Genomic DNA, 24,178 nt, shown 5'->3' with positions numbered 1-24,178 from the left:
AACCGTTACCAAAACAATAGGCGCACGCGTTTTTAATGCCGATGAGCCTCGGGCGGGAGGTCACATCCCCCTTTTGACCAGGGGTGACAGCGGAGGATTCTCTTCAATGCCAGCCAGCCGCCCCGAACAGGCCCATGCCCTTTGATTGCCATGATGGCATAGGTGCTGCACCCCGGTTCGAAACGACAGTTTCGACCCAGATAGGGACTGATGAACAGCTTGTAAGCGTCGATCAACGCAAGCAGGAAGACAGTGACAGCCTTATTGAAAAGGCGTGTCATTTTTCCAAGCCCTTGCGGAGCGCTTTACGAAGATCATCCTGAAGAAGGGAAAATTCTCGTCGGCGCGTACCATCACGGCCGATCAGGACAAAGTCTCCCGAAGGAAGACCGTCCTCACGCGCTACAAGACGCAACGCCTCTCGGAGGCGGCGTTTTGTGCGGTTGCGGATGACAGAGTTTCCAACCTTTTTCGTGACGGTAAAGCCGACACGGCTATCAGGCTGGCTATCATCCTGCAGCATCTGCACAACCATTCCCGGGGTAGCGACCTTATGTCCCTTCCCGGCAACACGCAGAAACTGCGGCCGCTTTTTCAGGCGGCCAGCTGTGTGGTTCTGGCTCAGGCGGAGAGCTTCGAGCGGCCCTTGGTGCGACGGTTTGCCAGCACGCGGCGGCCACCGACTGTAGCAGTGCGTGCACGGAAACCGTGACGACGCTTACGAACCAGCTTGGAGGGTTGATACGTGCGCTTCATGACATCGATCCTTTAAAACCATGCAGACGCCTCTCTGGACATCCGCGTCGATCGGGCGCACGAAACGCCCGGTGAATGAGACCCGGGCTTGTACTCACCCGACCCTTCCCTGTCAATGCTACACTCTCAGGAACTTAAGGATATGAGCCAAAATCCCGCTCCGCCACCGTCATCAACTGACGACTCCAAGGCATTTCGACATGATCTGCGAAATGCCCTGTCCCCGGCGATGCTGTGTGCGGACATCTTGACATCCCATTCAGACGAATCCGTCAGAAAACATGCAGGAACAATTGTCGAGGCGCTGGAAAAAGCACTGCGCCTCCTGAAGAAACCTACTTCTTCTCAATAAGCTCAATCTTGTAGCCGTCTGGATCTTCCACGAAGGCAATGATGATCGTGCCGAACTTCAGTGGCCCGGCTTCACGGGTCACTTTGCCGCCACCAATCCGGACAGCCTCTACAAGCGCGGCCACATCCGAGACGCCAATCGCAAAATGGCCGAATCCCGTGCCGACGTCGTAATCCGTTTCCTGATCCCAGTTATAGGTCAGCTCAATTTCAGCCTGTCCGTTCTCATTATCAGCGAATCCAATGAAAACGAGTGTGTAACGGCCTTCACGAACTTCCTTGCGGCGCAGTTCTTTCATGCCAAGAAGGCTGTAGAACGCCAGACTGCGATCAATGTCTCGAATACGAACCATCGTGTGCAGAAATGTGCTCATTTTTCTTCTTTCAGATCTTCGCTTGTCAGCCCGTAAAGGAATAGCCCGTATCGGTCAGCCAAGGCGACGCAGCGGTCAGGGTCTGTCAACAACGTGACACCAGGCTGAAACGCAACGCCCCTCAATCCGTTCCGGGCCGCATTTTCCAGCGTCTCAGGACCTATTGTCGGCATATCTGCCCTCAGGTCCTGTCCGCTTTTGGGCATTTTGATAAGAACGCCGCCACTGCCAGCCTGCATCAGTTTGCCGCAGCGTCCCAGCATGGCATCCGTGCCCTCAAGAGCTTCGACAGCCAGAACCAGACCGCTCTGAACGACACACCCCTGCCCAATATCCAGCGCAGCCATGGCCCGCAGCACCTGAACACCACGTGCGATGTCCTGACGCGCCTGTTCGTCTGGCACAACGCGACCAAGCGTCCCGCTCTTACCGGTCGCATGATCAAGGAATTCGTGGGCGCCGCGAACAATGAACCCTTCTTCCCCGAGCACGCGCACAACTGCTCCGAGAAGCCCGTCATCGCCAAGGAAGATCGCACGTCCCAAACGTGCAAGAACACGCGCCCCTTCCGCATCAGGGCGAAGGTCACGCCACGCAGGGCGTCGAACCGGTCCGATCAGAACCAGTTCCCGGCATCCATGCTTTTTAAGGGCTGCCAAGATTTCTCCTACAGCAGCAAGGCGGATGATTTCATGTGGATAAGGTGCCAGACGGGCCATGTCCGCAAAATCACGAAAGCCGACCACAAAAACCGACTTTCCCTTTTCCAGGGCAGCCGCAGCGACCTTTGCAGGCAAGGGGCCCGCCCCGGCCAGAATACCGACGCAACCTGCCCCCATCACGCTCAGGCCCCTTCGGTTTCGGAAAGCCCCTCATTACGGGCCACACGTGTCAGCCCGCGGCGGCTTGGCGCTTCCATAAAGTCCAGCATCTCAGCAATACGCGGCAAATGACCATACTCCCGCCGTACATCTGCAATGCGGGCTTCCAGCACAACCTCCGTGCTGCCATGCCGAGGGTAGAGTGTCCGAAAGGCGCGACGCATGGCCTGCATTTCTTCCGGGCCGACGCCAGAGCGCTTCAGCCCGATCCAGTTCAGTCCGACCAGACGGGCACGATTCCCGAGAACACTTCCGTAGGGGATGACATCCATTTCGACGCCACAGACGCCACCTACGACAGCGCCGCGACCAATGCGCACGAACTGATGGAGCGCTGCTGATCCCATCACCTTTGCATCGTCAGCAATCTCGACATGGCCGCCCATGACAACATTGTTCACGATGATCACACGATCACCGAGAACACAGTCATGCGCCACATGAGCATTTGCCATGATCAGGCAGGACGCGCCAATTTTCGTCAGTGCATGTCCCTGCGCCGTTCCACGATGAATGGTAACGTTTTCACGGATGATCGTTCTCGCACCGATCTCGCAGAGCGTCGGCTCTCCAGCGTATTTGAGATCCTGCGGTGCCATGCCGATCGTGACGAAGGGATAGACTTCTACTTCCTCACGAAGGGTCGTGTGCCCATCGACAATCACCGAAGCATGCAGGTGCACACCGTCGCCAAGTGTCACGTGAGGCCCGACGATGCACCACGGGCCAATGCGAACATTTTCCCCAATTCGGGCACGTTCATCGACAAGAGCAGTCGCGTGAATCTCAGCGCTATCGGATCGTTTTCCTGCAATCTGCATCAGTTCAGCCCATGATCATGGCACTGAAGGTTGCCTCTGCAACGGCAACGCCGTCAACACGTGCAATGCCCTTGAATTTCCAGACATTCGCCCGCGACCGCTCTTTGACCACTTCAATACGAAGCTGATCACCCGGCCCAACCGGACGGCGGAACTTGGCGCCTTCAATGGTCATGAAATATACCAGCTTCCCTTCGAAGGCCTTGCCAAGCGTCAGGACAACAAGCGTCGCAGCTGTCTGAGCCATGGCTTCGATGATCAGAACGCCAGGCATCACCGGATGGGAAGGAAAATGCCCCTGAAAGAAGGGCTCGTTCACTGTGACGTTCTTGATGCCAACAGCGGACTCACCAGCCTTGATTTCCTGCATCTTGTCGATCAGCAGGAACGGATAGCGATGAGGGATCGCCTGCATGATCTGCAGAATGTCGATGCTCTCAGGAACCTGATGCGTTCCCGAAGCCCCTTCTGCCGGGGTCGTCTTTTCAGCCGGAGCGTCCACTCGATCCATTTTGTTCACCATGCCCTTCTAAGGGAAAATTTTGTCAGTTTTCTGCTCTCCGAGCAGTGCGGATGGCCTCCCTTAGCAAAACTGGCTACGGGATACCATCCGTCACCGGAAAGGTCAGTCGCCGCTTTTGCGGGAGAGCTTCCGCAAAGTGGCTACGTTCCGGAAGAATTCCCGGAAGGGCATGGCGGGGCTACCGATAACATCCGCTCCCGCATCCACGTCAGACATGACACCGCACTGAGCCCCAACACGGGCCTTGTCACCAATCTTGATGTGACCGATCAGGCCGGCCTGAGCAGCGATCGTGACGAAATCGCCAAGCTCGGTCGAGCCGGAAATACCAGCCTGCGAAACAACAATGCAGCATTTTCCGAGCTGGGCATTGTGTCCGATCTGAACCAGATTATCGATCCGCGTGCCTGCCCCAATGATCGTATCGCGCATGGAGCCACGATCAATCGTTGAGTTAGCACCGATCTCAACGTCGTCCTCAATGACAACCAGACCAAGCTGCGGCACGGTCTCGAAACCAGCAGGACCGACAGCAAAACCAAATCCGTCCTGACCAATGCGCGCGCCGGGATACAATGTTACCCGGTTCCCGACACGGGCGTGCGTCAGACTGACATGGCTGCCAATGCGGCAACGCTCACCGATCTCGACACTCCGACCAATCACGGCATGCGCACCAATCAGTGTGCCCGAGCCAATTTTCGCGCCGTCTTCGACAACAGCGAAAGCCCCAATCTCGACATTCTCACCGATCTCAGCTGTCTCACTGACATAAGCCGAAGGATGACGAACACCCGTCGATGACGGTGCAGGATGAAAGAGCGCTGCAATGCGTGCCCATGCAAGGTAGGGCGTTTTGCAGACAAGGCCCGCCGTATGTGCTGGCAGCTTGTCGGCAAAAGCCGGCGCAAGAATGACCACCCCTGCACGCGTTTTTTCCAGAAGAGGCAGGTAGCGGCGATTATCCAGAAAACTCACGTCTTCCGGTCCCGCAACGTGCAATGGGGCAACCCCGCGGAAACTGACTGGATCCTCCTGCCCTTCAGCAGCAGGACGAACCTCGCTTCCCGATACTTCCGCAAGATGAGCCAGACCAAAAGGTCCAGCTCTCAGGAAGAAGCGCTCATCACCAGGTCGGTTTTCGGTGAGTACCTTATCAGCCACGGGATCAGGCCTCAGCGATGCTGCCGGAGAACGGACTCAGGCTGCGCGGGAGCCGAAGCTGGCGCTGCCTGTTCAGGACCCTGCGGCGCACGCTGTTCGTCTGCCGTCGTTGGCATCTTGCCAGACTTGGCGAGTTGCTCAGGATCCACGCCTTCGTCAGGAATAAACACGTGCGGCAGCGTCTTGTTCAGCTGGTTTGCCACTTCTTCCGTGATGTCCTGCTCGCCCACATGCAGCACAACCTGCTCGGCATGCAGAACCAGGTTCATGTTATGCGCACCGGCAACCGCGGCAATGATGCCGTTACCCTGTTCAAGCTCACGCTCGATCTGGTGGAAGGCAACCTGCGCAGCTTCCTGAACAATACGAGCCTGATTACCAAAATCTCGCTGATCCTTGGCGCGACGCTCCTGAAGATGGCGCTCACGAAGCTGGATCTGGTCAGCTGTAAGACTGCGGGCTTCGGATTGCAGCTTCTGCTGCTCACCACGCCACGCACCCTCTTCACGCTGCACAGCCTGTGCCAGCTTGTCACGACGTGCGCCAAGAACCTGCTGGATCTCCTGCGCAGCAGACGACATCTGCATGACAGCCTGAACATTGATCACACCAATGACTGCAGCTGGTGGCGCAGCGCCCTTCGCAACAGTTGGCGGATTAGGGATCGGCGGCAACGGCAGAACCGGGGGAGCCTGCTGTGCATTCGGAGCAGCCTGCTCGTCTTCAACAGGCGCCTCAGCCATGGGCACACTGCGGCGAGGTGCCGGACGTGCAGCAGCCGGTGCATCCGGATGTGCGGCCTTGGGAACAAACCATCCACCGTTGTTGGCGGCCTGGGCGTGAGCAGCGGGTGCAACAGCAAGAACCGTCGCAGCCAGAAGCGCACCGACCGAGGCCGGGCGCATCAGGGAAATAAAGGTCATAACCACCTCTGGGAAAGGGGATGGAAGTGCTTGGAGCTCGAAGTCAGACACGCAGTTCTTAGAACTGCTGCCCAAAGCCAAAGCGCAGCGGGTAAAGACGATCGCCCTTCTCCTTACGCAGCGGTATGGCACCATCAATATTCACAAGGCCGAATGGGCTCTTCCAGGAGATACCGAGGCCCGTGGAAACACGCGGGATCATGGTGTCACCCGTGATCGGGGTGTATTCGTAGCCCGACTGGTCGCGGCGTGAGTAATCCGTATATTTCTGCTTTACGCGAACACTGGAAAGACTACCCGCGTCCACAAAGTAACGACCGGAAATTCCAAGATCGTCACCCATTGGCATCGGAAAGTTAAGCTGTGCAGAAGCCGTATACATGAAACGGCCACCCAACAGATCTTCCTGACCTGCCCGTGGGAGATAGGCGAGTGTCGGGCAAGATCCGCTCGAAGTCCGCTGTGCGGTGGTGCAGATATGCCCCGAACGCGGGCCAACACCACCCTGCAAGAAGCCTCGCAGGTTTTCACCACCCAGGTAGAAGTTATCGATGATGTTACGGCGCCCGGAGTCACTCCAGTCGCCCATGTAACCGACGCCACCCTTGAACTGAAGGGTCCAGTCGTGGCTACCTGTAAGCTGGTCGAGCGGCAGATAATATGCACCGTCAGCCTTGACGCGATAGTACTTCGCATCGCCGCCCAGACCAGCAAAATCACCACCGACTTTCATCATGTACCCGTCATGAGGGTTCATGCGTCGATCACGGCGATCATACGTCAGAGAGGTGCTGAGCTGCGAGAGGACGGACCAGCCGGCTGAGTCACGAACATACTTGGATGGAACCCATTCAATGTAATCCGGGTTCTCAGCCACGGTCTTCGCATCATAGAAGTTGCCAACCTGACGATCGACCAGCGTGTAGCTAAAGGACTGCGACAGATAGCGGTTATACGCATACCCCAGACGCAGGCTCATACCGTACTGGGATTCTTTATAGCTCTGATACGTCTGGTAGTTATTCTGGATGAAGTAGAAATCAGCGCCAGCAACCAGGTTACGGTTCAGGAAGTACGGATCCGTAATGGAGATGTCAGCCTGCTTCTCATAGTACGCAACCGTACCCGAGATACCGGCGTCGATACCCGTGCCAAGCATGTTGTGCTGCTTGATGGACGCATTACCCAGCACACCAACGTCTGTGGAGTAACCACCACCCAGTGAGAACTCACCAGTCGGCTTCTCGACCACGTTGGCAGACACGTTCACACGGTCAGGAGCGGAGCCCTGCGTCTGATCAACAGACACCGTGCTGAAATATCCGAGGTCCTGAAGGGCCAGCTTGGAATACTTCTTGTCAAACGGGGTATACGGGTCGCCCTCTGCCATGGGCAGATTGCGTCGGATCACATTATCCCGGGTGATCGTGTTGCCGTTGATGTCGATACGCTCGACATAAACATGCGGCCCTTCAGTCACATCGAACAGAAGGTCAACAATCCGCTTTTCCGGATTACGGGCAATTTCAGAGCGCACCATCGCAAACGGATGCCCCTGAGCCTGCAACCACTCCTGCATGTTCGTGGTGTTATGCTGGATGGCAGTTCCATCATAGATCTGATGCTTGAACAGCTCGATGTGCTTGCGCATCATTTCCGGCGTGACGCGACGCACCGTGGAACGAACGTCCATCTTGCCGATGCGATACTGCTCACCTTCATGGATGGTGAACGTCACGTAGAAAGACTTGTGATCGGGAGAAAGCTCGCCCGTCGCGTCGATCATGTGGAAATCGACAAATCCGTTGTGAAGGTAGAAGCGGCGCAGCAACTCTGCGTCATACTTGATACGCTCAGGATTATACTCATCAGAAGATGAGAAGAAGCGATACCAGGTGTTCTCTTTGGACGAAATCACCTGAGCCAGACGGGCTTCACTGAACGCATGATTGCCAACAAAGACGATCTTATGGATCAGCGTCTGCTGAGCCTCGTTGATCTTGAAGACAACATCCACGCGATTATGAGAAAGCTTGATGATCTGCGGCGTTACAGTCGCCCCGAAACGCGCCTTGCCCGCATACTGGTTCAGGATCTTCTGACGATCAGCAGCCGTGGTCTGTGAGGAAAACACTGCACGGGGACGAAGACTGATTTCCTTGCGGAGATCTTCATCCTTCAGGGCGTGATTCCCTTCAAAGACAATGCGATTGACGATCGGGTTCTCAACCAGATTCACCAGGAGAGTATTGCCCTCACGGTGAAGGGTAACGTCCTTGAAAAGGCCCGTTGCATAGAGCGTCTTCAGGGAGCGATCCAGATCGTCCTGGTTGAACGAGTCACCTGGCTGGGCAACCATGTACGACAGGACCGTGCTGGTCTCGATACGCGTGTTACCAGTGACCGAAATGGCCTGGATCACGTTGTTGCCTGAGGTTGCACCTGATGTCTGGTGCTGACGAGCAGAACGGGCCTCCGCCACACCGAGAGCGGTCGGGAGAAGACATGCAGATGCCAGCAGCATCAAGCGCATGTTCGGGGACCGGGAACCTCTTGACCGTGATCCTGACAAACCGGTTTTCCTTGTAACAGATTTTTTGCAGGCGCCTGACACGCTACGCCATTGGCGGAGGTATCCGAAAATCCCCCCACCATGCAAGATCTCCCTTCACTCACGAAGAGTTACCGGGCGTATCTCACATTAGCTTCCTGCGTGAAACATCCAGTGAAACAGACCCAGATTCGTGAGGTCATTCACTGTTGAAAAGAGGAAAAGCGCGCCGATAAGCGCCATTCCGACCTGCATGCTGACTTCCTGCACACGGCGTGAAACCGGGCGCCCCTTAATGGCTTCGACGGCATAAAAGATCAGTCGTCCACCATCGAGAACAGGGATCGGGAAGAGGTTGATCAGCCCCAGATTGATAGACAGAAGCGCCATGAAAGACACAATGCTGGCCATACCATAGCTGGCGACCTGTCCAGAGATCTGTGCGATTCGGATTGTTCCGCCCAGCTCCCGTGCACTGCGCTGCCCAGAAATGATCTGCCAGACGCCCTGCAACGTCCGCACTGACATGGTCCAGGTTTCCTGAACACCCATTATCGCCGCCTTGATCGGCGAAACCGGTTTCCCCGGAGAGGCCGCAAAACCAACGCCCAGAACACCAGTCGGATGGGCGCCAGCCTTTACGCTGCCAATTGTCACGGGCAACGTCAGATCCTGGCCATTCCGGCGCACTTCAAGTGTGGTCTCAGCGCCTGGTCGTGCCGATACCGTCCCCATGACATCTTCAGGACCGGAAATGGAAAGCGAGCCAATCCGGGTAATGACATCACCCGTTTTTACGCCCGCCTTCTCTGCGGCACTCCCTGCCACAACCTGGGAAATATCCCCGCGAAGCTGCGGCTTGCCCACCGTTGCGAACAACAGGGTAAACGCCACAATCGCAAACAGAAAATTGAAAACAGGTCCCATCACGATCACCAGCGCGCGGGAACCGACAGGCTTGTCATGAAAGGTACGCCCGGGAATCCAGGCCGCTTTCTGCTCATCCGTGGCATCGTCAGGGCCTTCAAACCCGTGCGGTTTGACATACCCACCAAGTGGAATTGCACTCAGCCGCCATTCAGTACCGGATTTGTCATGCCACCGGCGAAGAGCCGGCCCAAAACCGATGGAGAATGTCTCAACCTTTACCCCGCGCCACCGGGCAGCAAGGTAATGGCCCAGCTCGTGGATAAACACGAGAACGCCAAGAATCAGAACATAGGCAAGAATGGTACGCAGAAAATCATGCATGCAGGGCAGTCTCGCTTACTGTGTTCCGCAGTCGGCCGCTTTCGCGAAGAATATGCTCTTCTGCCAATGCCCGGCCGCGCGCATCCCATTCCAGGACTTCATCCAGCGTCGTCAGTTCAGGATTTTCCGTCATGGCCTGAAGAGCGCTATCGATGGTTTCACCAATACCAAGGAATCCTATCCGACGGTTCAGAAAAGCGTCCACGGCAACTTCGTTGGCTGCTGAGAAAACTGCGGGAGCAGCCCCTCCTGCCCTGAGAACCTGACGGGCAAGTCGCAGGGGAATAAAACGCGTCTCATCTGGGGCCTCGAAATCGAGGCGCCCGAAAGCTGTCAGATCCAGACGCTGGCATGGTGTTTCCATGCGGTCAGGCCACGCAAGTGTGTGAGCAATAGGGATACGCATGTCTGCTGACCCCATCTGCGCGACCAGACTGCCATCCCGGAACTGAACGAGCCCATGCACCACAGACTGAGGGTGCACCAAAACATCAATGCGGTCTTCTGTCAGACCAAACAGACGCGCCGCCTCAATAACCTCAAGACCCTTATTGGCCATGGAAGCCGAATCAATCGTGATTTTCGCACCCATCGTCCAGGTAGGATGCTTCAGCGCCTTTTCAAGCGTCGCATCACGCATCTCTTCCAGAGTGGACTGACGGAAGGGGCCACCTGAAGCTGTCAGCACGATCTTTTCGACCGTGCTCATGTCACAACCACCCAAGGCCTGGGCAATCGCATTATGCTCTGAGTCAACAGGAAGCAGCGTCGCACCAGCTTCGCCAACAACTCGAAGCATCACATCGCCCGCACAGACGAGAGCTTCCTTGTTGGCGAGCGCGATTGCATGACCATTACGCGCGGCAGCAAGTGTCGGCTCCAGACCGGCTGCGCCTGTGATGGCAGCCATGGTCCAGTCCGCTTCCATCGCACCGGCCTCGATAACGGCCTGACGCCCGGCTGCGGTGCGGATACCGCTCCCTGCCAACCGTGCTTTCAGATCGTCATGCAGGCTCTCATCGTGAATGACCGCAATTTCAGCGCGAAGTTCACGAGCCTGCTCCGCAAGAAGGGCAACATTACGCCCCCCGACCAGTGCCCGCACTTCAATATCGCCGCCCATCTGCTTGAGTAGATCGACCGTCGAAGTCCCGATGCTACCTGTACTGCCCAGAACGCTGATCCGCCGAGGCGTGGCCACAGAACCGTCAATCATGAGAAGATTCCCCCTGAGGAATGATACGATGCGCAGACCCGCCTATCAGATCCGCAGGAGTGGCAGACCAGAACACCTGCCCCGCAACTGCCAGTGACAAAAGCGCGGCAAGCGGTGCCGCAGCCAGTAGGCCATCAAAACGATCCAGCAGACCGCCATGACCTGGAATCAGACGGCCAGAATCCTTGACGTTCAGTCTACGCTTGGCCGCACTTTCAAGCAGATCACCACTCTGGGAGAAAACACCCAGAACCGCTCCCCACAGGAGACCACCACCCACAAAGCCCGCTCCAGACAGCCAGGCCACCATTCCCCCGGCAAAAGACGCACCGATCAGGCCGCCAATTGCGCCCGAGCGGGTTTTTCCGGGAGAGATTGAAGGGGCCAGTTTAGGGCCACCAAAGATGCGGCCTGTCAGATAAGCAAAACTGTCGCTAGCGATCACAACGCACAGCACGAACAGAACGCTCTCTAAACCATAGGGCAAATGTCGAAGCCAGAGGAGCGAGAGACCGCCCAGAATGGAGACGACAACAGGAATACAGGCTGGAATACCAAAAATGAGGCTTGGCCAAACCATCCAGAATGCGCCGCTCCATTCACCGCGAAGGGCCGCAACCCCTGACACCATCGGCCAGAGAAGAAGGAGGACGCCGCGCCAGGTGTGTAATGGCTGCTTGATGAGGGTAAGCCCTTCCCAAACCAGCCCGAACATGGCCAGCAGGATGAGAGCGTTATAGATCATGCCGCCTTGCCAGAGGCATCCCCCGGCAACGACAACGAGAATGACAGCTGACGTCAGACGCAGCTTCAGATCAGACCACCGGGAAGATCCGCTCATGCTGGTCGACCGCCAAAACGGCGCTGACGCCCGGCAAAATGCGAGAGAGCCTGAACGAACTCGGCTTCCCCGAAATCCGGCCACAGGACGTCCATGAACACCAGTTCCGCGTAAGCACTCTGCCAGAGCAGAAAGTTGGAGAGACGGCATTCTCCACTTGTCCGAATAACGAGATCCGGATCTGGCATATCGGACGTCTGAAGCGCCTGATCCAGACGTTCCTCAGTAATATCGGACGATGCCAATGTTCCACTGGCAACCTGATCCGCAAGACGTCGTGCCGCCTGAACAATATCGGCTCGCCCGCCATAGGACAGGGCGAGCGTCAGAGTCAGCGTCGTGTTGGAAGCAGTCTTTGCTTCCGCACGGCGCAATTCCTCGCGCAATGCTCCTTCGAACCGCTCAGGCTCTCCAATAACGCGCAAACGCACCCCTTGCTCATGCAATTCATTGAGCTTGTGGCGCAGATAGAAACGCAGGAGCGATGTCAGGTCACCGACTTCCTCAGCAGACCGCCGCCAGTTTTCCGAAGAGAAAGCGTAAAGCGTCAGATAGCGTACGCCCTGGCGAATGGCCGAACGAACGCAATCCTGCACAGCCTCGGCACCTTTCCGGTGCCCGGCTGCAACTGGCAGATTGCGCGAACGGGCCCAACGCCCATTCCCATCCATGATCATGGCGACATGGACGGGAACAGTGGCGCCTTCCCCCTCTCTTGATGAAAGAGAAGGTGTGCTGGCCTGAGGAAGAGATCCCATTGTCAACGAAGGTATCAGACCTGTTTGATCTCGCGTTCTTTCTCCGCGAGAATATCGTCAACTTTCTTGACGTACTGATCTGTCAGCTTCTGCACGGAATCCGTCCAGGACTTCATGTCGTCCTGACTGATGTCACCCTTCTTTTCGAGCGACTTCGTCTGTTCCATGCCGTCACGACGAACACCACGTACAGCGATCTTACCGTTTTCGGCGTAACGATTGGCTGCACGCGCCAGTTCGTTACGACGCTCTTCCGTCAGCACCGGAATGGGAACGCGGATCGTCTGACCGTCAGCAGCAGGGTTAAGACCCAGGCCACCATCACGGATGGCACGTTCCACTGCACCAACCAGCGTACGATCCCAGACGGAAACCGTCAGCATCCGGGCTTCCGGTACAGCGATAGATCCCACCTGAGAAAGCGGCACTTCGGAGCCATAGGCTTCAACCCGGATCGGCTCCAGCAGGTTCGGGCTGGCACGACCAGACCGCAGGCCAGAGAGGTCACGACGCAGACTCTCAATCGCACCATCCATACGGCGCGTGAGGTCAGCCATCAGGTCTTTCAGGTCAGCAGACATTAAGCTGTTCCTTTCTGAATCAACGTAAGTTCAGGAGAATATCCTGAAAGGTTCGTTAAAAATGAGGCGATCAGCCTGCTTCGATAACCCGTGTAAAGCGACCTTCGCCACGCACAACGGCTGCAAACGCGCCCGGAGCATGCATGTTGAAGACCACGATGGGCAATTTATTTTCACGAGCAAGACTGATTGCCGCAGCATCCATGACATTCAACTGACGTGCCAGAACATCCATGTACGTCAGCTGATCGTAACGCACGGCATCTGGATTACGACGTGGGTCATCGGAATAAATGCCGTCGACCTGCGTTCCCTTGAACACGGCGTCGCATTCCATTTCGTTAGCACGCAGGGCAGCAGCTGTATCCGTCGTGAAGTACGGGTTACCCGTTCCTGCGGCGAAAATGACAACGCGTCCCTTCTCCATGTGACGAACTGCCCGACGGCGGATATAGGGCTCAGCAATAGCGGCCATCTGGATAGCCGTCATAACGCGTGTCTCAAGCCCCTGACGTTCAAGACCGTTCTGGAGCATCAGTGCGTTGATGACCGTTGCCAGCATACCGGCATAGTCACCCTGCGCACGATCCATGCCACGTGCCGCCGCGGACAGGCCACGGAAAATGTTGCCACCACCGACAACGAGGCAGACCTGCACACCAGACGCCACAACTGCGGCGATATCGGCAGCAACCATGTCTACCATTTCTGGGTCCACTCCACCCGAACCCTTACCCATCAGGGCTTCGCCTGACACCTTGAGCAGAACACGTTTGTAGGAGGGGCTTTTGTCTCGTTGTTCGGTCATCGTGCCCGTCTCTTGCTGGATTTGTGGTGACTTTGCGCCTGTCATACAGACGCAGAGGGCTGGGAACAAGCGATGTCAGACACGAGGCTTCTTATGAAAAGCCCCGTTGACAGCGTTTCCACCCTGTTACTCTTCGAGGCCAATCGCCCTCAGGCGTGCCTTCTCTTCATCCCAGCCTGCTCGCTCCTTGACGTTCAGGAAAAGATGGCAGGTTCGCTCAAGCAGGCCCTGAAGCTCCATTCGCGCTCGTGCACCAATGGATTTGATTTTATGGCCGCCTTCGCCAATCAGGATCGCCTTATGACCAGGGCGTGACACGTAGATTGTAACTTCCACGCGCACTGATCCATCTGGACGCTCCTTGAAGCTCTCTGTCTCGACTGTCGCCTGATAGGGAATCTCTTCATGCGTCTGCATGAAGATCTGTTCGCGCACCAGCTCAGCCGCGAGAAGACGATCCGGAAGATCCGTCAAATCGTCTTCCGGATAGAGATACGGACCTTCCGGCAGTTCACGTGCTAGATGATCCATCAGGTCATCAACGCCGTCTCCGGAACGGGCGCTCAGCATAAACACATATTCAACGCTGATCAGGCTGCTGACATCCTTCGTCAGCGGCAGCAATTCTTCAGCGCCAACAAGATCCGTCTTGTTTAGAACAAGCCAGACCCTCTTGCCGCTACCCGCAAGCTTGCCAATGATCTCACGAACATCATCCCGTAAACCAGCCTTGGCGTCGATCAGGAGAAGCGTCAGATCCGCATCCTGGGATCCCGTCCAAGCCGCGTTGACCATGGCCCGGTCAAGCCGACGGCGCGGCTTGAAAATACCGGGCAGATCCACAAGGATGATCTGAGCATTGTTGCGAACCACAATTCCCAGCGTGCGAAAGCGTGTCGTCTGAGCTTTAGGGCTCACAATCGACAGTTTGGCACCGGCAATCCGGTTCAGAAGTGTTGATTTTCCAGCATTCGGGGACCCAACAAGGGCCACGAAACCGCAGCGTGTGGTCATGTACCAATCCTTTTCCACATGCGCCTCACGACGCTACGTTCTGACCAAGACGTTTCAGAAGATCTATTGCCGCCGCACTTTCGGCCACTCTCTTACTGCCTGCTTCTCCATGCCCCGTCAGGCCAAATGCCTGAACGGCCACACGAAACACGGGCGCATGAGACGGCCCCTCTGCGGCGAGGAGTTCATATTTCGGGAGCGGGAGCCCCTTGGACAGGAGATATTCCTGCAAAAGGGTCTTGGGCTCCTTGTGAGGACGGGCATGACTGTCGATCCGCCCTTCCCACTGTTGACGGACAACACGCCGTGCAGGCTCCAGCCCGGCATCCAGATAAAGTGCACCTAACAGCGCTTCCATGGCATCTGCCCGGATGCTGGACAGGCGGCGAATACCGGCAGCCTCTTCATGCGGCGAAATCGTCAGAGCCGAAGACAAATGGATGTTATCCGCGATTTCGGCCAGAACCGGCCGGGAAACAAGATGGGCATGCCTTGGACCCAGCGCGCCTTCCTGCTCCAGCGGATAGTGTTCGAACAGCCACTCCGCCATCAGAAGGCCCAGCACCCGGTCTCCAATGAATTCCAGTCGCTCGTTCGAACCGGTTCCCTTAGGGCCCTGCGTGCGTTTGCCACGACGAGGATCACGCCCGCTAACCGCAGAACGATGGGTCAGAGCTTCCACGAGCAGATCCCGGTTCGCAAAGCGATGACCGAGCGCCTGCTCCATGGCCTCCATGGCCTCTTCCTGTGAAAGTTTCATGTGACAGGATGCAGAAAACGGTTCCAGCGAATTTCGACCGGCCAGTACCAGAACTGCCATGCCGGATGCCGCAAATCCATGGAGAACAGAACAAGCGGCGCCCGCCCTACAAGATTCTGCATCGGGACATAGCCGAGATCATCCGGACCATCGCCCTGGAAACGACTGTCAGCGCTATCGTCCCGGTCGTCACCCATCGCGAAGAAATAACCCTGCGGCACGACGTATTCTGGCGTGTCGTTGGCAAAGCCTTCGTCCGTCAGCTTGAGAATATCGTGCTCGACAGGTGGGCGCCCGGCACTGCCAGGCAGCGCTTCCCGATATCGGTCGCCGCTCAACAGACGGTTATTTTCGTCCACAACTTCGTAATGCCCCAGAGACGTCCGCGGCACCTCAATTCCGTTAAGGAAGAGCTTTCCGCCCGTCATCTGGATATGATCACCCGGCAGTCCGACAATCCGCTTGATGTAATCAACGGAAGTGTTCTGGGTGAACCGGAAAACAGCCACATCGCCACGATGCGGCTCAGAGCCCATGATCCGTCCGTTAAAGAGATTGGGCGAAAACGGAAACGAAAACCGTGAATAGCCGTAGCTGGATTTCGATACCAGAACGAAATCACCGATCTGCAACGTCGGGATCATCGAGCCTGAGGGGATATTGAACGGCTCAAACACCAGAGAACGCACGGCGACGACAGCCAGCACCATAAGGGCAAGCCAGCGCACGCTCTCTCCCAGAGATTCTTCACGGGCCGCCGGCTTTGCACCAGCCTTCTCTGAACCCTTCACGGGGCTTTTCTCCTGAGTCATGGGACGCTCTTAACGCAGCTTGCCCGCAATGGCGAGCGCTTCAAACCCTAACAGACTGAATGATGACCTGCGCCAATGCAAAGGGAGGGTCATCCGTCAGGCTCACAAGGACGTCTGCCCGACATCCTGATGGCGTCAGACGCTCCAGGGCGAGCTGAGCTCCGCCGGAAAGAACGAGCCTTGGAGCGCCCTTTTTATCGTTCAGAACCCCAATGTCCTGAAGTTGCACACCGTCAGCAACTCCCGTCCCCAAGGCTTTGACGCACGCTTCTTTGGCCGCCCAACGCTTGGCATAACTTCCCGTTCGCGCCGGACCAGACAGACGCTCAGCGTGACTACGCTCAGCTTCGGTAAATACCCGGTCAAGAAAGCGATCTCCAAACCGTTCAATGCTGCGTTCGATGCGGGAAATCATGCACAGGTCTGTTCCCATGCCAAGAATCACGCCGTCATCCCTTCGCGCGCTCCACCTGCATCACACCCACGGCAGTCCGGAACGCGGCAATAAGTGACGAGAGATGCCTTAGATCGCGAACTTCAAGATCAACCAAGATTTCCATGAAATCGAGCTGACGGTTCACAATCTTGAGGTTGATGACGCTGCCATTGTATTTGGCTGCCGTATTGGTCAGGGTTGCCAGCACTTCGGGCTCATTCGCCGCGACAACTGAAAGGCGCGCCGTGTAAGGAACTGCATCCTTACGTCTTCCGAGCGCCTCATAATCCCAGTCCACCTCAATGAAGCGCTCTGGCGTATCTGCAAAACTCGACAGATTCTGGCACCCACGACGATGGATCGTCACCCCCTTGCTCTGCGCTATGATGCCGACAATCGGGTCGCCTGGCAGCGGGCGGCAGCATCCGGCAAAACTCGTCGCAATCCCCGTTCCAATACCCTTGAGAATATTGGTGGACTGAACAACAGGCGCCGGACGCGCAGACGCGCTCCCCGCCCCCAAAAGAAGCGACTGACCAAAGCGCGGTGACAGCCCCGGCACCATCCGAGGCGCCCGACCATTCTGCCGCAGATCCGGATATGCGGTATTGACCACATCCTTCGGACCCAACTGTCCGTTCCCGACAGCCACATAGAGATCTTCGATAGAGCTCTGCCGAAGCTCCTTGAGGATTCCGTCAAGAACCTTTTCAGAGCCATCGACACCTTCCTGACGGAAGGCCTTGGCAATGGCTGCACGCCCATTGTCCAGATGTACCTGACGCTGCTGTGCGGCCACAAACCGGCGCACGCGCGCACGAGCTTTACCCGTAACAACAAACCGCTCCCATGACGGCGACGGTGTACCGCCACGAGCCGTCATGATCTCGACCTGATCACCGTTCTGGAGCTCATGACGCAACGGCAGAAGCCGCCCGTTTACCTTAGCTCCGACACAGGTATCGCCCACCTGACTATGAACGGCATAGGCAAAGTCGACAGGTGTCGCGCCCCGGGGAAGCGAGATCAACTGCCCTTTGGGCGTAAAGCAGAAAACCTGGTCCTGATAGAGTTCAAGCTTGGTATTTTCCAGGAACTCGTCCGGGGCCTGGCTGTCTTCCAGAATATCCAGAAGATCCTGTACCCAACGCAGCTTCCTGCTACCCGCACCAAAAGCCGAAGATAGCGCTGCGGCTTCACGCTCGCTTGGCGTCGCATCTTCTTTATAGGCCCAATGCGAGGCTACGCCGTTTTCAGCAAGATCGTGCATTTCCGCCGTGCGAATCTGCACTTCAATCTTCTGGTTACGCGGGTGACGGAGTGTCACCCCCGTATGCAGGCTCTGGTAACCGTTGGCCTTTGGGGTGGAAATATAATCTTTGAAGCGGCCCGCAATCATCGGATAGGCGCCATGAATGGCACCCAAAGCCATGTAACAGGCATCACGAGTTGGAACGAGCAGACGGAACGCCATGATGTCTGAAAGCTGTTCGAACGCCACATTGCGTCGCTGCATCTTCTCCCAGATTGAAAAGGGAGATTTTTCGCGCCCGGTCACTTCGACCTTGTCGAGACCCGCCTCCGCACAAAGAGCAATCAGCTCCTTGCGAATGTGTTCAATAATGTCTGCGCCCTGCCCGCGAAGGAAGTTCAAACGCGCACGGATCGTGGCGTCTGCTTCCGGCTCAAGCTGGGCGAAGGAAAGATTCTGAAGCTCCGTCTTGACCCGGTCCATACCAATGCGCTCGGCGAGCGGCGCATAGATATCCATGGTCTCACGGGCAATACGCTGCCGCCGGTCCAGGCGCTGCACATAATGCAGCGTCCTCATATTGTGCAGACGATCGGCGAGCTTAACGATCAACACGCGGATATCGCGTGACATGGCCAGCACAAGCTTACGGAAGTTTTCCGCCTGCTTCGTCCGGTCAGACTGCAACTCAAGCCGCGTCAGCTTCGTAACACCATCGACGAGGGATGCAACGTCTTCGCCAAATCGATTTTTCAGAGAGGCACAGGAAACGCCTGTATCCTCAACCGTATCATGCAGCAGCCCCACGATGATGGACGTCGTGTCCATCCTGAAACCTGCCAGAATATTGGCAACAGCAATCGGGTGAGTAATGTAAGCGTCGCCGTTATCCCGCCGCTGCTCGTTATGAGCATCGGCTGCCAGATCATAGGCAGCCTCGACGCGGGATAGATCGGCAGTCGGATCGTAACTCTCGATCCGACGGAGCAGCCCGCTGATGGAAGGTTTGAAGTCTCCCGTCGCGACAGCGGTGCGCTCAACAGGAGGAGATGCGTCAGGCATGAAGCATACCCCCCTCAGTCAGGATAAAGCAGAGAAAATCAGCGGCGGCCCCGGCCACCCAGCTCTGCCTCAATGGCAGCAGCTTCATCAGCGGACATGTTGTCTGCCATGTGAGCATGCTCTTCTTCAGCCGAAACGTCCTGCAGACCGAAAATGTTCTGGTCCGTCGGGATGATGTCCATGACTTCTTCGTCCACAGGCTCCGGCTCGGGAGCGCGGGCGAGCGAACGGATGATGCCGTCACGCAGGCTACCAAGGTTCAGCTTGTCTTCAGCGATCTCACGAAGTGCAACGACCGGGTTCTTGTCGTTGTCACGATCGAGCAGCATCTCTTCGCCACGGGAGAGTGCGCGGGCACGCTGGGCAGCCAGCAGAACCAGCTCGAAACGGTTTGGAACCTTCTCGATGCAATCTTCGACGGTTACACGCGCCATGCGACTGGCCCCCTTCGGGTAAAACTATAGAAAATGAATACAGAAGAGGCTGGCATTAGCATGCTGTTCATGCCAATGCAACGCAGCCCCGCTTTTCTGCCATAATCCTGACCAAACTTAAACGCTGGCTGAATCGTTTCATGTTCTATCGTTGGGGCCTGTCTCTGTCAGGCGAGACAACACATTTTACAACCAGGAATATCATATGATTTTGCGTCAAAACGAACGCACCGCTCTCTTCATCGATGGGGCGAGCCTTCATCACGCCGCACGCAACCTTGGATTTGAAGTAGATTTCCGTAGCCTTCGCAGTCTGTTTGAAAGCCAGAGTCAGTTTCAGCGCGCCTTCTATTATGCCGCCATGCCTGAGACGGACGACTATTCTCCACTTCGCCCACTGACAGACTGGCTGGCCTACAACGGCTACCACCTTGTGTTGAAAAATGCCCGAGAGTTTACGGATCATTCAGGAAGACGCCGTATCAAGGGAAATATGGATGTCGAACTCACCGTAGATCTGCTTGAGCAGTCCTCCAGACTGGATCATGCCGTCATCATCAGTGGCGACTCGGATCTGCGCCGAGCTGTTGAGGCTGCACAGAACCGTGGCGTACGCGTGACTGTCATTTCTTCCATGCGCTCGACCCCGCCCATGATCGGCGATGACCTGCGCAGACAGGCTGACCGCTTCGTGGAGTTGGCTGACATTGCTCCGTCCTTCACACGGCGCCAGTCAGAAACGAGGCCGCGTCAGGCTCCTCCGGTTCGTCATCCAGCAGACATTAACAGTGACGAGAGCAGCGATACATGACGCCCCAGGCTTCTTCCGGTTCAACACCATCAGACGGTCACTCACCTGTTCGTTCAGTGGTCCAGCCATCCTTGTCCCCAAAGGAAGGCCTTGGGCCTCTTACCGCTGAGCTGTTGATTGTCTGTCTCGATCCGGAAAAAGCCATCAAGACCCTTGTGCCGTTTCTGGAAGCACAGGGAATTTGTTTCACTGACGACAATCGTGATCCGCTTCTCATTCAGGCGCGGATCACGCCCGTTACCCGCCACCTTCCGCCAGAACAGGTTCCCCTCCCCACCGACATGGAATTCTGTAGTGCCGCGCTGTGCGAGGAATTGCAGGACATGAGTGGGCTACGCCTCGTATTGGTTCTGGGCATCAGCGCTCATATCGCCGTTCTTGGAGCCTGTGGCATTCCTCTGACGCGGCTGGATTTCCGACCTGGCGACATTACATGCCTGCCAGACGGGCTCCTGCTTGCCGATGCATGCCACCCTCTCTCTGAAGAAGCTGCACCTGACCTTCTAACTCAGCGCAAAAATGCTTTGATAAAGCTTATTCCGCAGATCAGGAGCGCCTTGCGCCCGAGCGCATGAACACGCTCCTGCCAGCGCTCACGAGCGCTGGCACTCTTGTCATCAGCACCAGCCCCATTACCGTCAGATAAAAGGCAGTCGTGCTGTTCAGTGTTTTGAACGAGAGAAAGAAATGTATGCCTGCCAGAACGGCAGCGACATAGACCAGTCGATGCAACCGCTTCCAGTTTCGCTTGAGCCCTCGCATTGAGATGCGGTTTGATGTCACGGCGAGCGGCAAAAGCAACACCAGCGCCACCATTCCCAAAATGATGAATGGGCGGCGCGTTACATCTCGCCAGAAAATCGAAATATCAAACTGGAGATCCAGCACGAGATAAGAGGCCAGATGCATTACAGCATAGAAAAACGCTAGCAATCCGGTCAACCGCCTGAACCTTAGCAGATTGATGCCGATAATTTTTTGCATCGGAGCAAGCGCAAGACAGATCAGCAGAAACCGGAAAGCCCAAAGACCTAAGCTGCGCTCAAAGACATTGACTGGATCAGCACCAAGCTCTCCGTTTTGTCCCTGCCAGACCAGCCAGGCAGCCGGAACGAGACCAAGGGGATAAAGCACGACGTGCCAGTATCTCCGTAAAAAAGCAGTGCTTTTCCCTGATACTCTAGAAGCTTTCATGCAGGTTCATGCCTTTATAGAGACTGGCGACCTGCTCGGCATAGCCGTTGAACATCAGTGTTGGCTGACGCTTCGTGCCAAAGAGAGTCTTGGAGCCAATGACACGTTCACTCGCCTGGCTCCATCGCGGATGGTCAACCTGCGGATTGACGTTGGCGTAAAAGCCATATTCGTCTGGCGCCAATCGGTTCCATGTCGTAGGAGGCTGCCGGTCCAGCAGACGGATACGCTGGATGGATTTAATTCCCTTGAAACCATATTTCCACGGCACAACAAGCCGGATGGGAGCACCGTTCTGGTTGGGCAGGCTTTCGCCATAAATACCGACGGCGAGCAATGTGAGCGGGTTCATGGCCTCATCCAGCCTCAAACCCTCAACATAGGGCCACGAAATTCCTGAAAAGGCACTGCTCTGCCCCGGCATTTCAGAGGGCCTGACAACACTTTCAAAAGCGACATAGCGAGCATTACTGTCAGGCTCAGCCAAGGCTAGAAGCTTCGCCAGCGGAATGCCATCCCACGGGATAACCATGGACCATGCCTCGACACAGCGCATGCGGTAAATGCGCTCTTCAATGTCAGAGGATTTTAACAGTGCTCCAACATCAATGCGTTGAGGCTTCTTCACCATCCCTGAGATTTCGAGTGTCCACGGCAGTGGGTGGAAATCACCTGCATGAGAAACAGGATCATCCTTCTCCATCCCGAATTCATAAAAATTATTGTACCCGGTTACGAATTCTTCCGGCGTGGGCGTGAGGCCGCCCGAATAAGGGCCAGGATGTGCTTTGAGAGCATCCGCTTCAGCCGTCCCGGCAAGAGCAGCCATGAGACTCATGGCACTCCCTCCCAGCATTCCCCGGCGAGAAAGATAAACCTCTTTTGGGGTAATCTCCGATGGTGCAGGACGTGGATAGCGAAAAATCGCCATGATCAATTTCCGATCTGAATGAAACTCTGGCAGCCATAGTGCGTGAACTGAAGCAACGCATCGTAAGGAGCCTGTTTGCATGCCCGATATGAAAATCGGTTTTATCGGCTACGGCGCCATGGCCCAGCGGATGGGCGCCAACCTCCGACGCGCCGGATATTCCGTCGTGGCCTTTGCGCCCTCCGGCGGCAAAGACGAAACGGAGATGCTTTCCTCCCCGCGCGCCATTGCCGAGGCTGCTGACGTCATCATCCTTTGCGTTCCCAATGATGCTGCTGAGAACCAGTCCCTTCAGGGAGAAAACGGAATGCTCGCGGGCATATCCGCTGGAAAACTGGTGCTCGACACGTCAACCGTGTCTCCGGAACAGGCTCTGGCTCTCGCCAAACTCGCTGCCGAAAACGGGTTTGTCGTTCTGGACGCCCCGATGTCAGGCAGTACACCCGAAGCCGAAACCGGCGACCTGGTCATGCTGGTCGGTGGGGATGCCGAGACTGTCGAACGCGCCAAACCGATTCTGGATGTCATTGGCAAGCTGACAATCCACGCCGGGCCTGCTGGCTCTGCCGCGCGGCTTAAACTCGTCGTGAATGGCGTCATGGGTGCCACACTCAATGTCATTGCCGAAGGTGTGAGCTACGGCCTGAAAGCGGGTATCGACCGCGATGTTCTGTTCGATACACTCCAGCAGGTCGCTGTTGTCAGCCCTCATCACAAGCGCAAACTGAAAATGGGCCAGGACAAGTCCTTCCCATCCCAATTCCCGACGCGCCTGATGTCCAAGGACATGGGCCTTCTGATGGATGCGGGACGTAAAGTGGGTGCCTTCATGCCCGCCATGGCCATAGCCGATCAGGCTCTGGGCCTTTCCAACCGCCAGCACGCTGACGAGGACTACTCAGCTCTCATCGGCGCGATGGAACACAGCGTTGCCAACACGCCTCATAAATGAGATCGATTATGACAGTGGTCCCCCCTCATCCCTGAGGGAGTGACTTCTCCATTTTGCCAAGGAGTAACATCATGGCCTTCGAACTGCCCTCACTGCCCTACGCCGCCAACGCGCTCGCAGGCGCTGGCATGTGCCAGGAGACCCTGGAACTTCACCACGGCAAGCATCATCAGGCCTATGTCACAGCCCTGAACGGCTTCGTCGAAAGCAAGCCGGAACTGGCTGGCAAGTCCCTTGAAGAGATCATCGCATTCTCTCATGGCAAGTCTGACATTGCCCCGGTTTTCAACAATGCCGGCCAGCACTGGAACCATATCCTGTTCTGGAAGAACCTGTCCCCGACAGGTGGCAAGCTGCCGACCTCGCTTGAAAAGAAGATCACGGAAGACTTCGGCTCCGTGGATGCTTTCAAGACCGCATTCAAGCAGGCTGCCACAACGCAGTTCGGTTCTGGCTGGGCCTGGCTCGTTCTCGACAAGTCCGGCAAGCTTGCCGTGACGAAGACGGCCAACGGTTCCAACCCGCTCGCCGAAGGTCAGGGCAAGGCTCTTCTCGGCCTCGACGTCTGGGAGCACGCCTACTACCTCGACTTCCGCAACCGCCGTCCGGATTACATCACGAACTATCTGGACAAGCTGGCGAACTACGAGTTCGCAGAAGCCGAACTGAAGTCTGCCTGAGCTTTTCAGGCAGCCTGAAAACGGAAAACGCCCCGACCGGT

28 protein-coding genes are annotated in these 24,178 nt (G+C 56.5%); 4 read left to right on the top strand and 24 right to left on the bottom strand.

The genetic code is table 11. The annotated features are described in order from the left end of the window. Positions 1-32: 32 nt before the first annotated feature. The 22 genes from yidD to rpoZ all read right to left on the bottom strand — a co-directional run bounded on the left by yidD (position 33) and on the right by rpoZ (position 19,569). Positions 33-281: a membrane protein insertion efficiency factor YidD gene (gene yidD / locus KP702_RS02250; protein ID WP_086634463.1), complete on the bottom strand. Its 249-nt coding sequence runs from the start codon at positions 279-281 to the stop codon at positions 33-35. Next, entirely contained in the window at positions 278-625 is a 348-nt protein-coding gene (rnpA, locus tag KP702_RS02245) for a ribonuclease P protein component (RefSeq protein ID WP_202206787.1), read from the bottom strand. The genes yidD and rnpA overlap by 4 nt, the downstream gene beginning before the upstream one ends. Then, positions 622-756 (bottom strand): 50S ribosomal protein L34, encoded by a 135-nt coding sequence (gene rpmH / locus KP702_RS02240; protein ID WP_202206479.1) that lies wholly within the window; start codon positions 754-756, stop codon positions 622-624. The genes rnpA and rpmH overlap by 4 nt, the downstream gene beginning before the upstream one ends. Positions 757-1,091: 335 nt before the next feature. Continuing rightward, a complete protein-coding gene (gene gloA, locus KP702_RS02235; RefSeq protein WP_202206478.1) occupies positions 1,092-1,481 on the bottom strand; it encodes a lactoylglutathione lyase in 390 nt (129 codons plus the stop codon). Next, positions 1,478-2,323: an LpxI family protein gene (locus KP702_RS02230; protein WP_211497801.1), complete on the bottom strand. Its 846-nt coding sequence runs from the start codon at positions 2,321-2,323 to the stop codon at positions 1,478-1,480. Before KP702_RS02230 ends, gloA begins: the two co-directional genes overlap by 4 nt. Positions 2,324-2,325: 2 nt before the next feature. After that, positions 2,326-3,183 carry an acyl-ACP--UDP-N-acetylglucosamine O-acyltransferase gene (lpxA, locus tag KP702_RS02225; RefSeq protein WP_202206477.1) on the bottom strand — a complete coding sequence of 286 codons (858 nt, stop codon included), beginning with the start codon at positions 3,181-3,183 and terminating at the stop codon, positions 2,326-2,328. Positions 3,184-3,187: 4 nt separating this feature from the next. After that, complete coding sequence (fabZ, locus tag KP702_RS02220; protein WP_202206476.1) at positions 3,188-3,706, bottom strand: 3-hydroxyacyl-ACP dehydratase FabZ; 519 nt, start codon at positions 3,704-3,706, stop codon at positions 3,188-3,190. A gap of 102 nt (positions 3,707-3,808) precedes the next feature. Next, the gene (gene lpxD, locus KP702_RS02215; protein WP_202206475.1) at positions 3,809-4,870 is read right to left on the bottom strand and encodes a UDP-3-O-(3-hydroxymyristoyl)glucosamine N-acyltransferase; all 1,062 of its coding nucleotides are present in this window, start codon (positions 4,868-4,870) and stop codon (positions 3,809-3,811) included. 11 nt (positions 4,871-4,881) lie between these two features. Continuing rightward, on the bottom strand, positions 4,882-5,793 hold the full coding sequence (locus KP702_RS02210; protein ID WP_202206474.1) for an OmpH family outer membrane protein: 912 nt from the start codon (positions 5,791-5,793) through the stop codon (positions 4,882-4,884). Between the two features lie 58 nt (positions 5,794-5,851). Next, on the bottom strand, positions 5,852-8,326 hold the full coding sequence (gene bamA, locus KP702_RS02205) for an outer membrane protein assembly factor BamA (RefSeq protein WP_202206473.1): 2,475 nt from the start codon (positions 8,324-8,326) through the stop codon (positions 5,852-5,854). A 168-nt stretch (positions 8,327-8,494) separates the two neighbouring features. Continuing rightward, positions 8,495-9,595, bottom strand: coding sequence for an RIP metalloprotease RseP (gene rseP, locus KP702_RS02200; RefSeq protein WP_202206472.1), 1,101 nt, complete (start codon positions 9,593-9,595; stop codon positions 8,495-8,497). Beyond that, entirely contained in the window at positions 9,588-10,811 is a 1,224-nt protein-coding gene (gene dxr, locus KP702_RS02195) for a 1-deoxy-D-xylulose-5-phosphate reductoisomerase (protein WP_202206471.1), read from the bottom strand. Before dxr ends, rseP begins: the two co-directional genes overlap by 8 nt. Continuing rightward, on the bottom strand, positions 10,804-11,652 hold the full coding sequence (locus KP702_RS02190) for a phosphatidate cytidylyltransferase (RefSeq protein ID WP_086634457.1): 849 nt from the start codon (positions 11,650-11,652) through the stop codon (positions 10,804-10,806). Before KP702_RS02190 ends, dxr begins: the two co-directional genes overlap by 8 nt. Further along, positions 11,649-12,329 (bottom strand): polyprenyl diphosphate synthase, encoded by a 681-nt coding sequence (uppS, locus tag KP702_RS02185; RefSeq protein ID WP_237389858.1) that lies wholly within the window; start codon positions 12,327-12,329, stop codon positions 11,649-11,651. The genes KP702_RS02190 and uppS overlap by 4 nt, the downstream gene beginning before the upstream one ends. A 95-nt stretch (positions 12,330-12,424) precedes the next feature. Continuing rightward, complete coding sequence (gene frr, locus KP702_RS02180) at positions 12,425-12,991, bottom strand: ribosome recycling factor (protein WP_046899786.1); 567 nt, start codon at positions 12,989-12,991, stop codon at positions 12,425-12,427. 70 nt (positions 12,992-13,061) lie between these two features. Continuing rightward, the gene (gene pyrH, locus KP702_RS02175) at positions 13,062-13,799 is read right to left on the bottom strand and encodes a UMP kinase (protein ID WP_046899787.1); all 738 of its coding nucleotides are present in this window, start codon (positions 13,797-13,799) and stop codon (positions 13,062-13,064) included. A 126-nt stretch (positions 13,800-13,925) separates the two neighbouring features. Next, positions 13,926-14,813, bottom strand: coding sequence for a GTPase Era (era, locus tag KP702_RS02170; protein WP_046899788.1), 888 nt, complete (start codon positions 14,811-14,813; stop codon positions 13,926-13,928). 25 nt (positions 14,814-14,838) lie between these two features. Then, the gene (gene rnc / locus KP702_RS02165) at positions 14,839-15,573 is read right to left on the bottom strand and encodes a ribonuclease III (protein WP_046899789.1); all 735 of its coding nucleotides are present in this window, start codon (positions 15,571-15,573) and stop codon (positions 14,839-14,841) included. Beyond that, on the bottom strand, positions 15,570-16,364 hold the full coding sequence (gene lepB / locus KP702_RS02160) for a signal peptidase I (protein ID WP_083956265.1): 795 nt from the start codon (positions 16,362-16,364) through the stop codon (positions 15,570-15,572). The genes rnc and lepB overlap by 4 nt, the downstream gene beginning before the upstream one ends. Before the next feature lie 61 nt (positions 16,365-16,425). Next, complete coding sequence (gene acpS, locus KP702_RS02155) at positions 16,426-16,830, bottom strand: holo-ACP synthase (RefSeq protein WP_046899791.1); 405 nt, start codon at positions 16,828-16,830, stop codon at positions 16,426-16,428. A gap of 4 nt (positions 16,831-16,834) precedes the next feature. Continuing rightward, entirely contained in the window at positions 16,835-19,135 is a 2,301-nt protein-coding gene (locus KP702_RS02150; RefSeq protein WP_215768441.1) for a bifunctional (p)ppGpp synthetase/guanosine-3',5'-bis(diphosphate) 3'-pyrophosphohydrolase, read from the bottom strand. Positions 19,136-19,173: 38 nt separating this feature from the next. Further along, positions 19,174-19,569: a DNA-directed RNA polymerase subunit omega gene (gene rpoZ / locus KP702_RS02145; RefSeq protein ID WP_202206467.1), complete on the bottom strand. Its 396-nt coding sequence runs from the start codon at positions 19,567-19,569 to the stop codon at positions 19,174-19,176. A 205-nt stretch (positions 19,570-19,774) separates the two neighbouring features. Between rpoZ and KP702_RS02140 the strand changes: the two genes are divergently transcribed. Next, positions 19,775-20,380 carry an NYN domain-containing protein gene (locus KP702_RS02140; protein ID WP_215768440.1) on the top strand — a complete coding sequence of 202 codons (606 nt, stop codon included), beginning with the start codon at positions 19,775-19,777 and terminating at the stop codon, positions 20,378-20,380. Next, complete coding sequence (locus KP702_RS02135; protein WP_215768439.1) at positions 20,377-20,955, top strand: hypothetical protein; 579 nt, start codon at positions 20,377-20,379, stop codon at positions 20,953-20,955. The genes KP702_RS02140 and KP702_RS02135 overlap by 4 nt, the downstream gene beginning before the upstream one ends. Here the strand turns inward: KP702_RS02135 and msrQ are convergent. Both msrQ and msrP read right to left on the bottom strand, forming a co-directional pair. Further along, the gene (gene msrQ / locus KP702_RS02130; protein ID WP_215768438.1) at positions 20,927-21,574 is read right to left on the bottom strand and encodes a protein-methionine-sulfoxide reductase heme-binding subunit MsrQ; all 648 of its coding nucleotides are present in this window, start codon (positions 21,572-21,574) and stop codon (positions 20,927-20,929) included. The two genes, KP702_RS02135 and msrQ, sit on opposite strands and share 29 nt — an antisense overlap. Then, complete coding sequence (msrP, locus tag KP702_RS02125) at positions 21,561-22,505, bottom strand: protein-methionine-sulfoxide reductase catalytic subunit MsrP (RefSeq protein ID WP_211497792.1); 945 nt, start codon at positions 22,503-22,505, stop codon at positions 21,561-21,563. The genes msrQ and msrP overlap by 14 nt, the downstream gene beginning before the upstream one ends. Positions 22,506-22,584: 79 nt before the next feature. On the opposite strand from msrP, the gene KP702_RS02120 reads away from it, so the two are divergent. Both KP702_RS02120 and KP702_RS02115 read left to right on the top strand, forming a co-directional pair. After that, a complete protein-coding gene (locus KP702_RS02120; RefSeq protein ID WP_215768437.1) occupies positions 22,585-23,457 on the top strand; it encodes an NAD(P)-dependent oxidoreductase in 873 nt (290 codons plus the stop codon). 71 nt (positions 23,458-23,528) lie between these two features. Beyond that, on the top strand, positions 23,529-24,137 hold the full coding sequence (locus KP702_RS02115) for a superoxide dismutase (RefSeq protein ID WP_046899798.1): 609 nt from the start codon (positions 23,529-23,531) through the stop codon (positions 24,135-24,137). Positions 24,138-24,178 lie beyond the last annotated feature (41 nt).

It is taken from the genome of Gluconobacter sp. P5B12 (assembly GCF_018812035.1).
Classification (GTDB): domain Bacteria; phylum Pseudomonadota; class Alphaproteobacteria; order Acetobacterales; family Acetobacteraceae; genus Gluconobacter.
This window is presented reverse-complemented; position numbering and strand designations above follow the sequence as displayed.

What these genes read in the sequence shown, in the direction of transcription:
- uppS (WP_237389858.1), bottom strand. Translation starts at nt 12,329, where the DNA reads ATGATCATGGATGGGAATGGGCGTTGGGCCCGTTCGCGCAATCTGCCA.
- KP702_RS02140 (WP_215768440.1), top strand. Translation starts at nt 19,775, where the DNA reads ATGATTTTGCGTCAAAACGAACGCACCGCTCTCTTCATCGATGGGGCG.
- KP702_RS02115 (WP_046899798.1), top strand. Translation starts at nt 23,529, where the DNA reads ATGGCCTTCGAACTGCCCTCACTGCCCTACGCCGCCAACGCGCTCGCA.
- KP702_RS02120 (WP_215768437.1), top strand. Translation starts at nt 22,585, where the DNA reads ATGCCCGATATGAAAATCGGTTTTATCGGCTACGGCGCCATGGCCCAG.
- yidD (WP_086634463.1), bottom strand. Translation starts at nt 281, where the DNA reads ATGACACGCCTTTTCAATAAGGCTGTCACTGTCTTCCTGCTTGCGTTG.
- pyrH (WP_046899787.1), bottom strand. Translation starts at nt 13,799, where the DNA reads ATGACCGAACAACGAGACAAAAGCCCCTCCTACAAACGTGTTCTGCTC.
- KP702_RS02210 (WP_202206474.1), bottom strand. Translation starts at nt 5,793, where the DNA reads ATGACCTTTATTTCCCTGATGCGCCCGGCCTCGGTCGGTGCGCTTCTG.
- gloA (WP_202206478.1), bottom strand. Translation starts at nt 1,481, where the DNA reads ATGAGCACATTTCTGCACACGATGGTTCGTATTCGAGACATTGATCGC.
- era (WP_046899788.1), bottom strand. Translation starts at nt 14,813, where the DNA reads ATGACCACACGCTGCGGTTTCGTGGCCCTTGTTGGGTCCCCGAATGCT.
- lpxA (WP_202206477.1), bottom strand. Translation starts at nt 3,183, where the DNA reads ATGCAGATTGCAGGAAAACGATCCGATAGCGCTGAGATTCACGCGACT.
- msrQ (WP_215768438.1), bottom strand. Translation starts at nt 21,574, where the DNA reads ATGAAAGCTTCTAGAGTATCAGGGAAAAGCACTGCTTTTTTACGGAGA.
- KP702_RS02135 (WP_215768439.1), top strand. Translation starts at nt 20,377, where the DNA reads ATGACGCCCCAGGCTTCTTCCGGTTCAACACCATCAGACGGTCACTCA.
- msrP (WP_211497792.1), bottom strand. Translation starts at nt 22,505, where the DNA reads ATGGCGATTTTTCGCTATCCACGTCCTGCACCATCGGAGATTACCCCA.
- KP702_RS02190 (WP_086634457.1), bottom strand. Translation starts at nt 11,652, where the DNA reads ATGAGCGGATCTTCCCGGTGGTCTGATCTGAAGCTGCGTCTGACGTCA.
- rnc (WP_046899789.1), bottom strand. Translation starts at nt 15,573, where the DNA reads ATGAAACTTTCACAGGAAGAGGCCATGGAGGCCATGGAGCAGGCGCTC.
- rseP (WP_202206472.1), bottom strand. Translation starts at nt 9,595, where the DNA reads ATGCATGATTTTCTGCGTACCATTCTTGCCTATGTTCTGATTCTTGGC.
- dxr (WP_202206471.1), bottom strand. Translation starts at nt 10,811, where the DNA reads ATGATTGACGGTTCTGTGGCCACGCCTCGGCGGATCAGCGTTCTGGGC.
- bamA (WP_202206473.1), bottom strand. Translation starts at nt 8,326, where the DNA reads ATGCGCTTGATGCTGCTGGCATCTGCATGTCTTCTCCCGACCGCTCTC.
- fabZ (WP_202206476.1), bottom strand. Translation starts at nt 3,706, where the DNA reads ATGGTGAACAAAATGGATCGAGTGGACGCTCCGGCTGAAAAGACGACC.
- KP702_RS02150 (WP_215768441.1), bottom strand. Translation starts at nt 19,135, where the DNA reads ATGCCTGACGCATCTCCTCCTGTTGAGCGCACCGCTGTCGCGACGGGA.
- rpoZ (WP_202206467.1), bottom strand. Translation starts at nt 19,569, where the DNA reads ATGGCGCGTGTAACCGTCGAAGATTGCATCGAGAAGGTTCCAAACCGT.
- rpmH (WP_202206479.1), bottom strand. Translation starts at nt 756, where the DNA reads ATGAAGCGCACGTATCAACCCTCCAAGCTGGTTCGTAAGCGTCGTCAC.
- frr (WP_046899786.1), bottom strand. Translation starts at nt 12,991, where the DNA reads ATGTCTGCTGACCTGAAAGACCTGATGGCTGACCTCACGCGCCGTATG.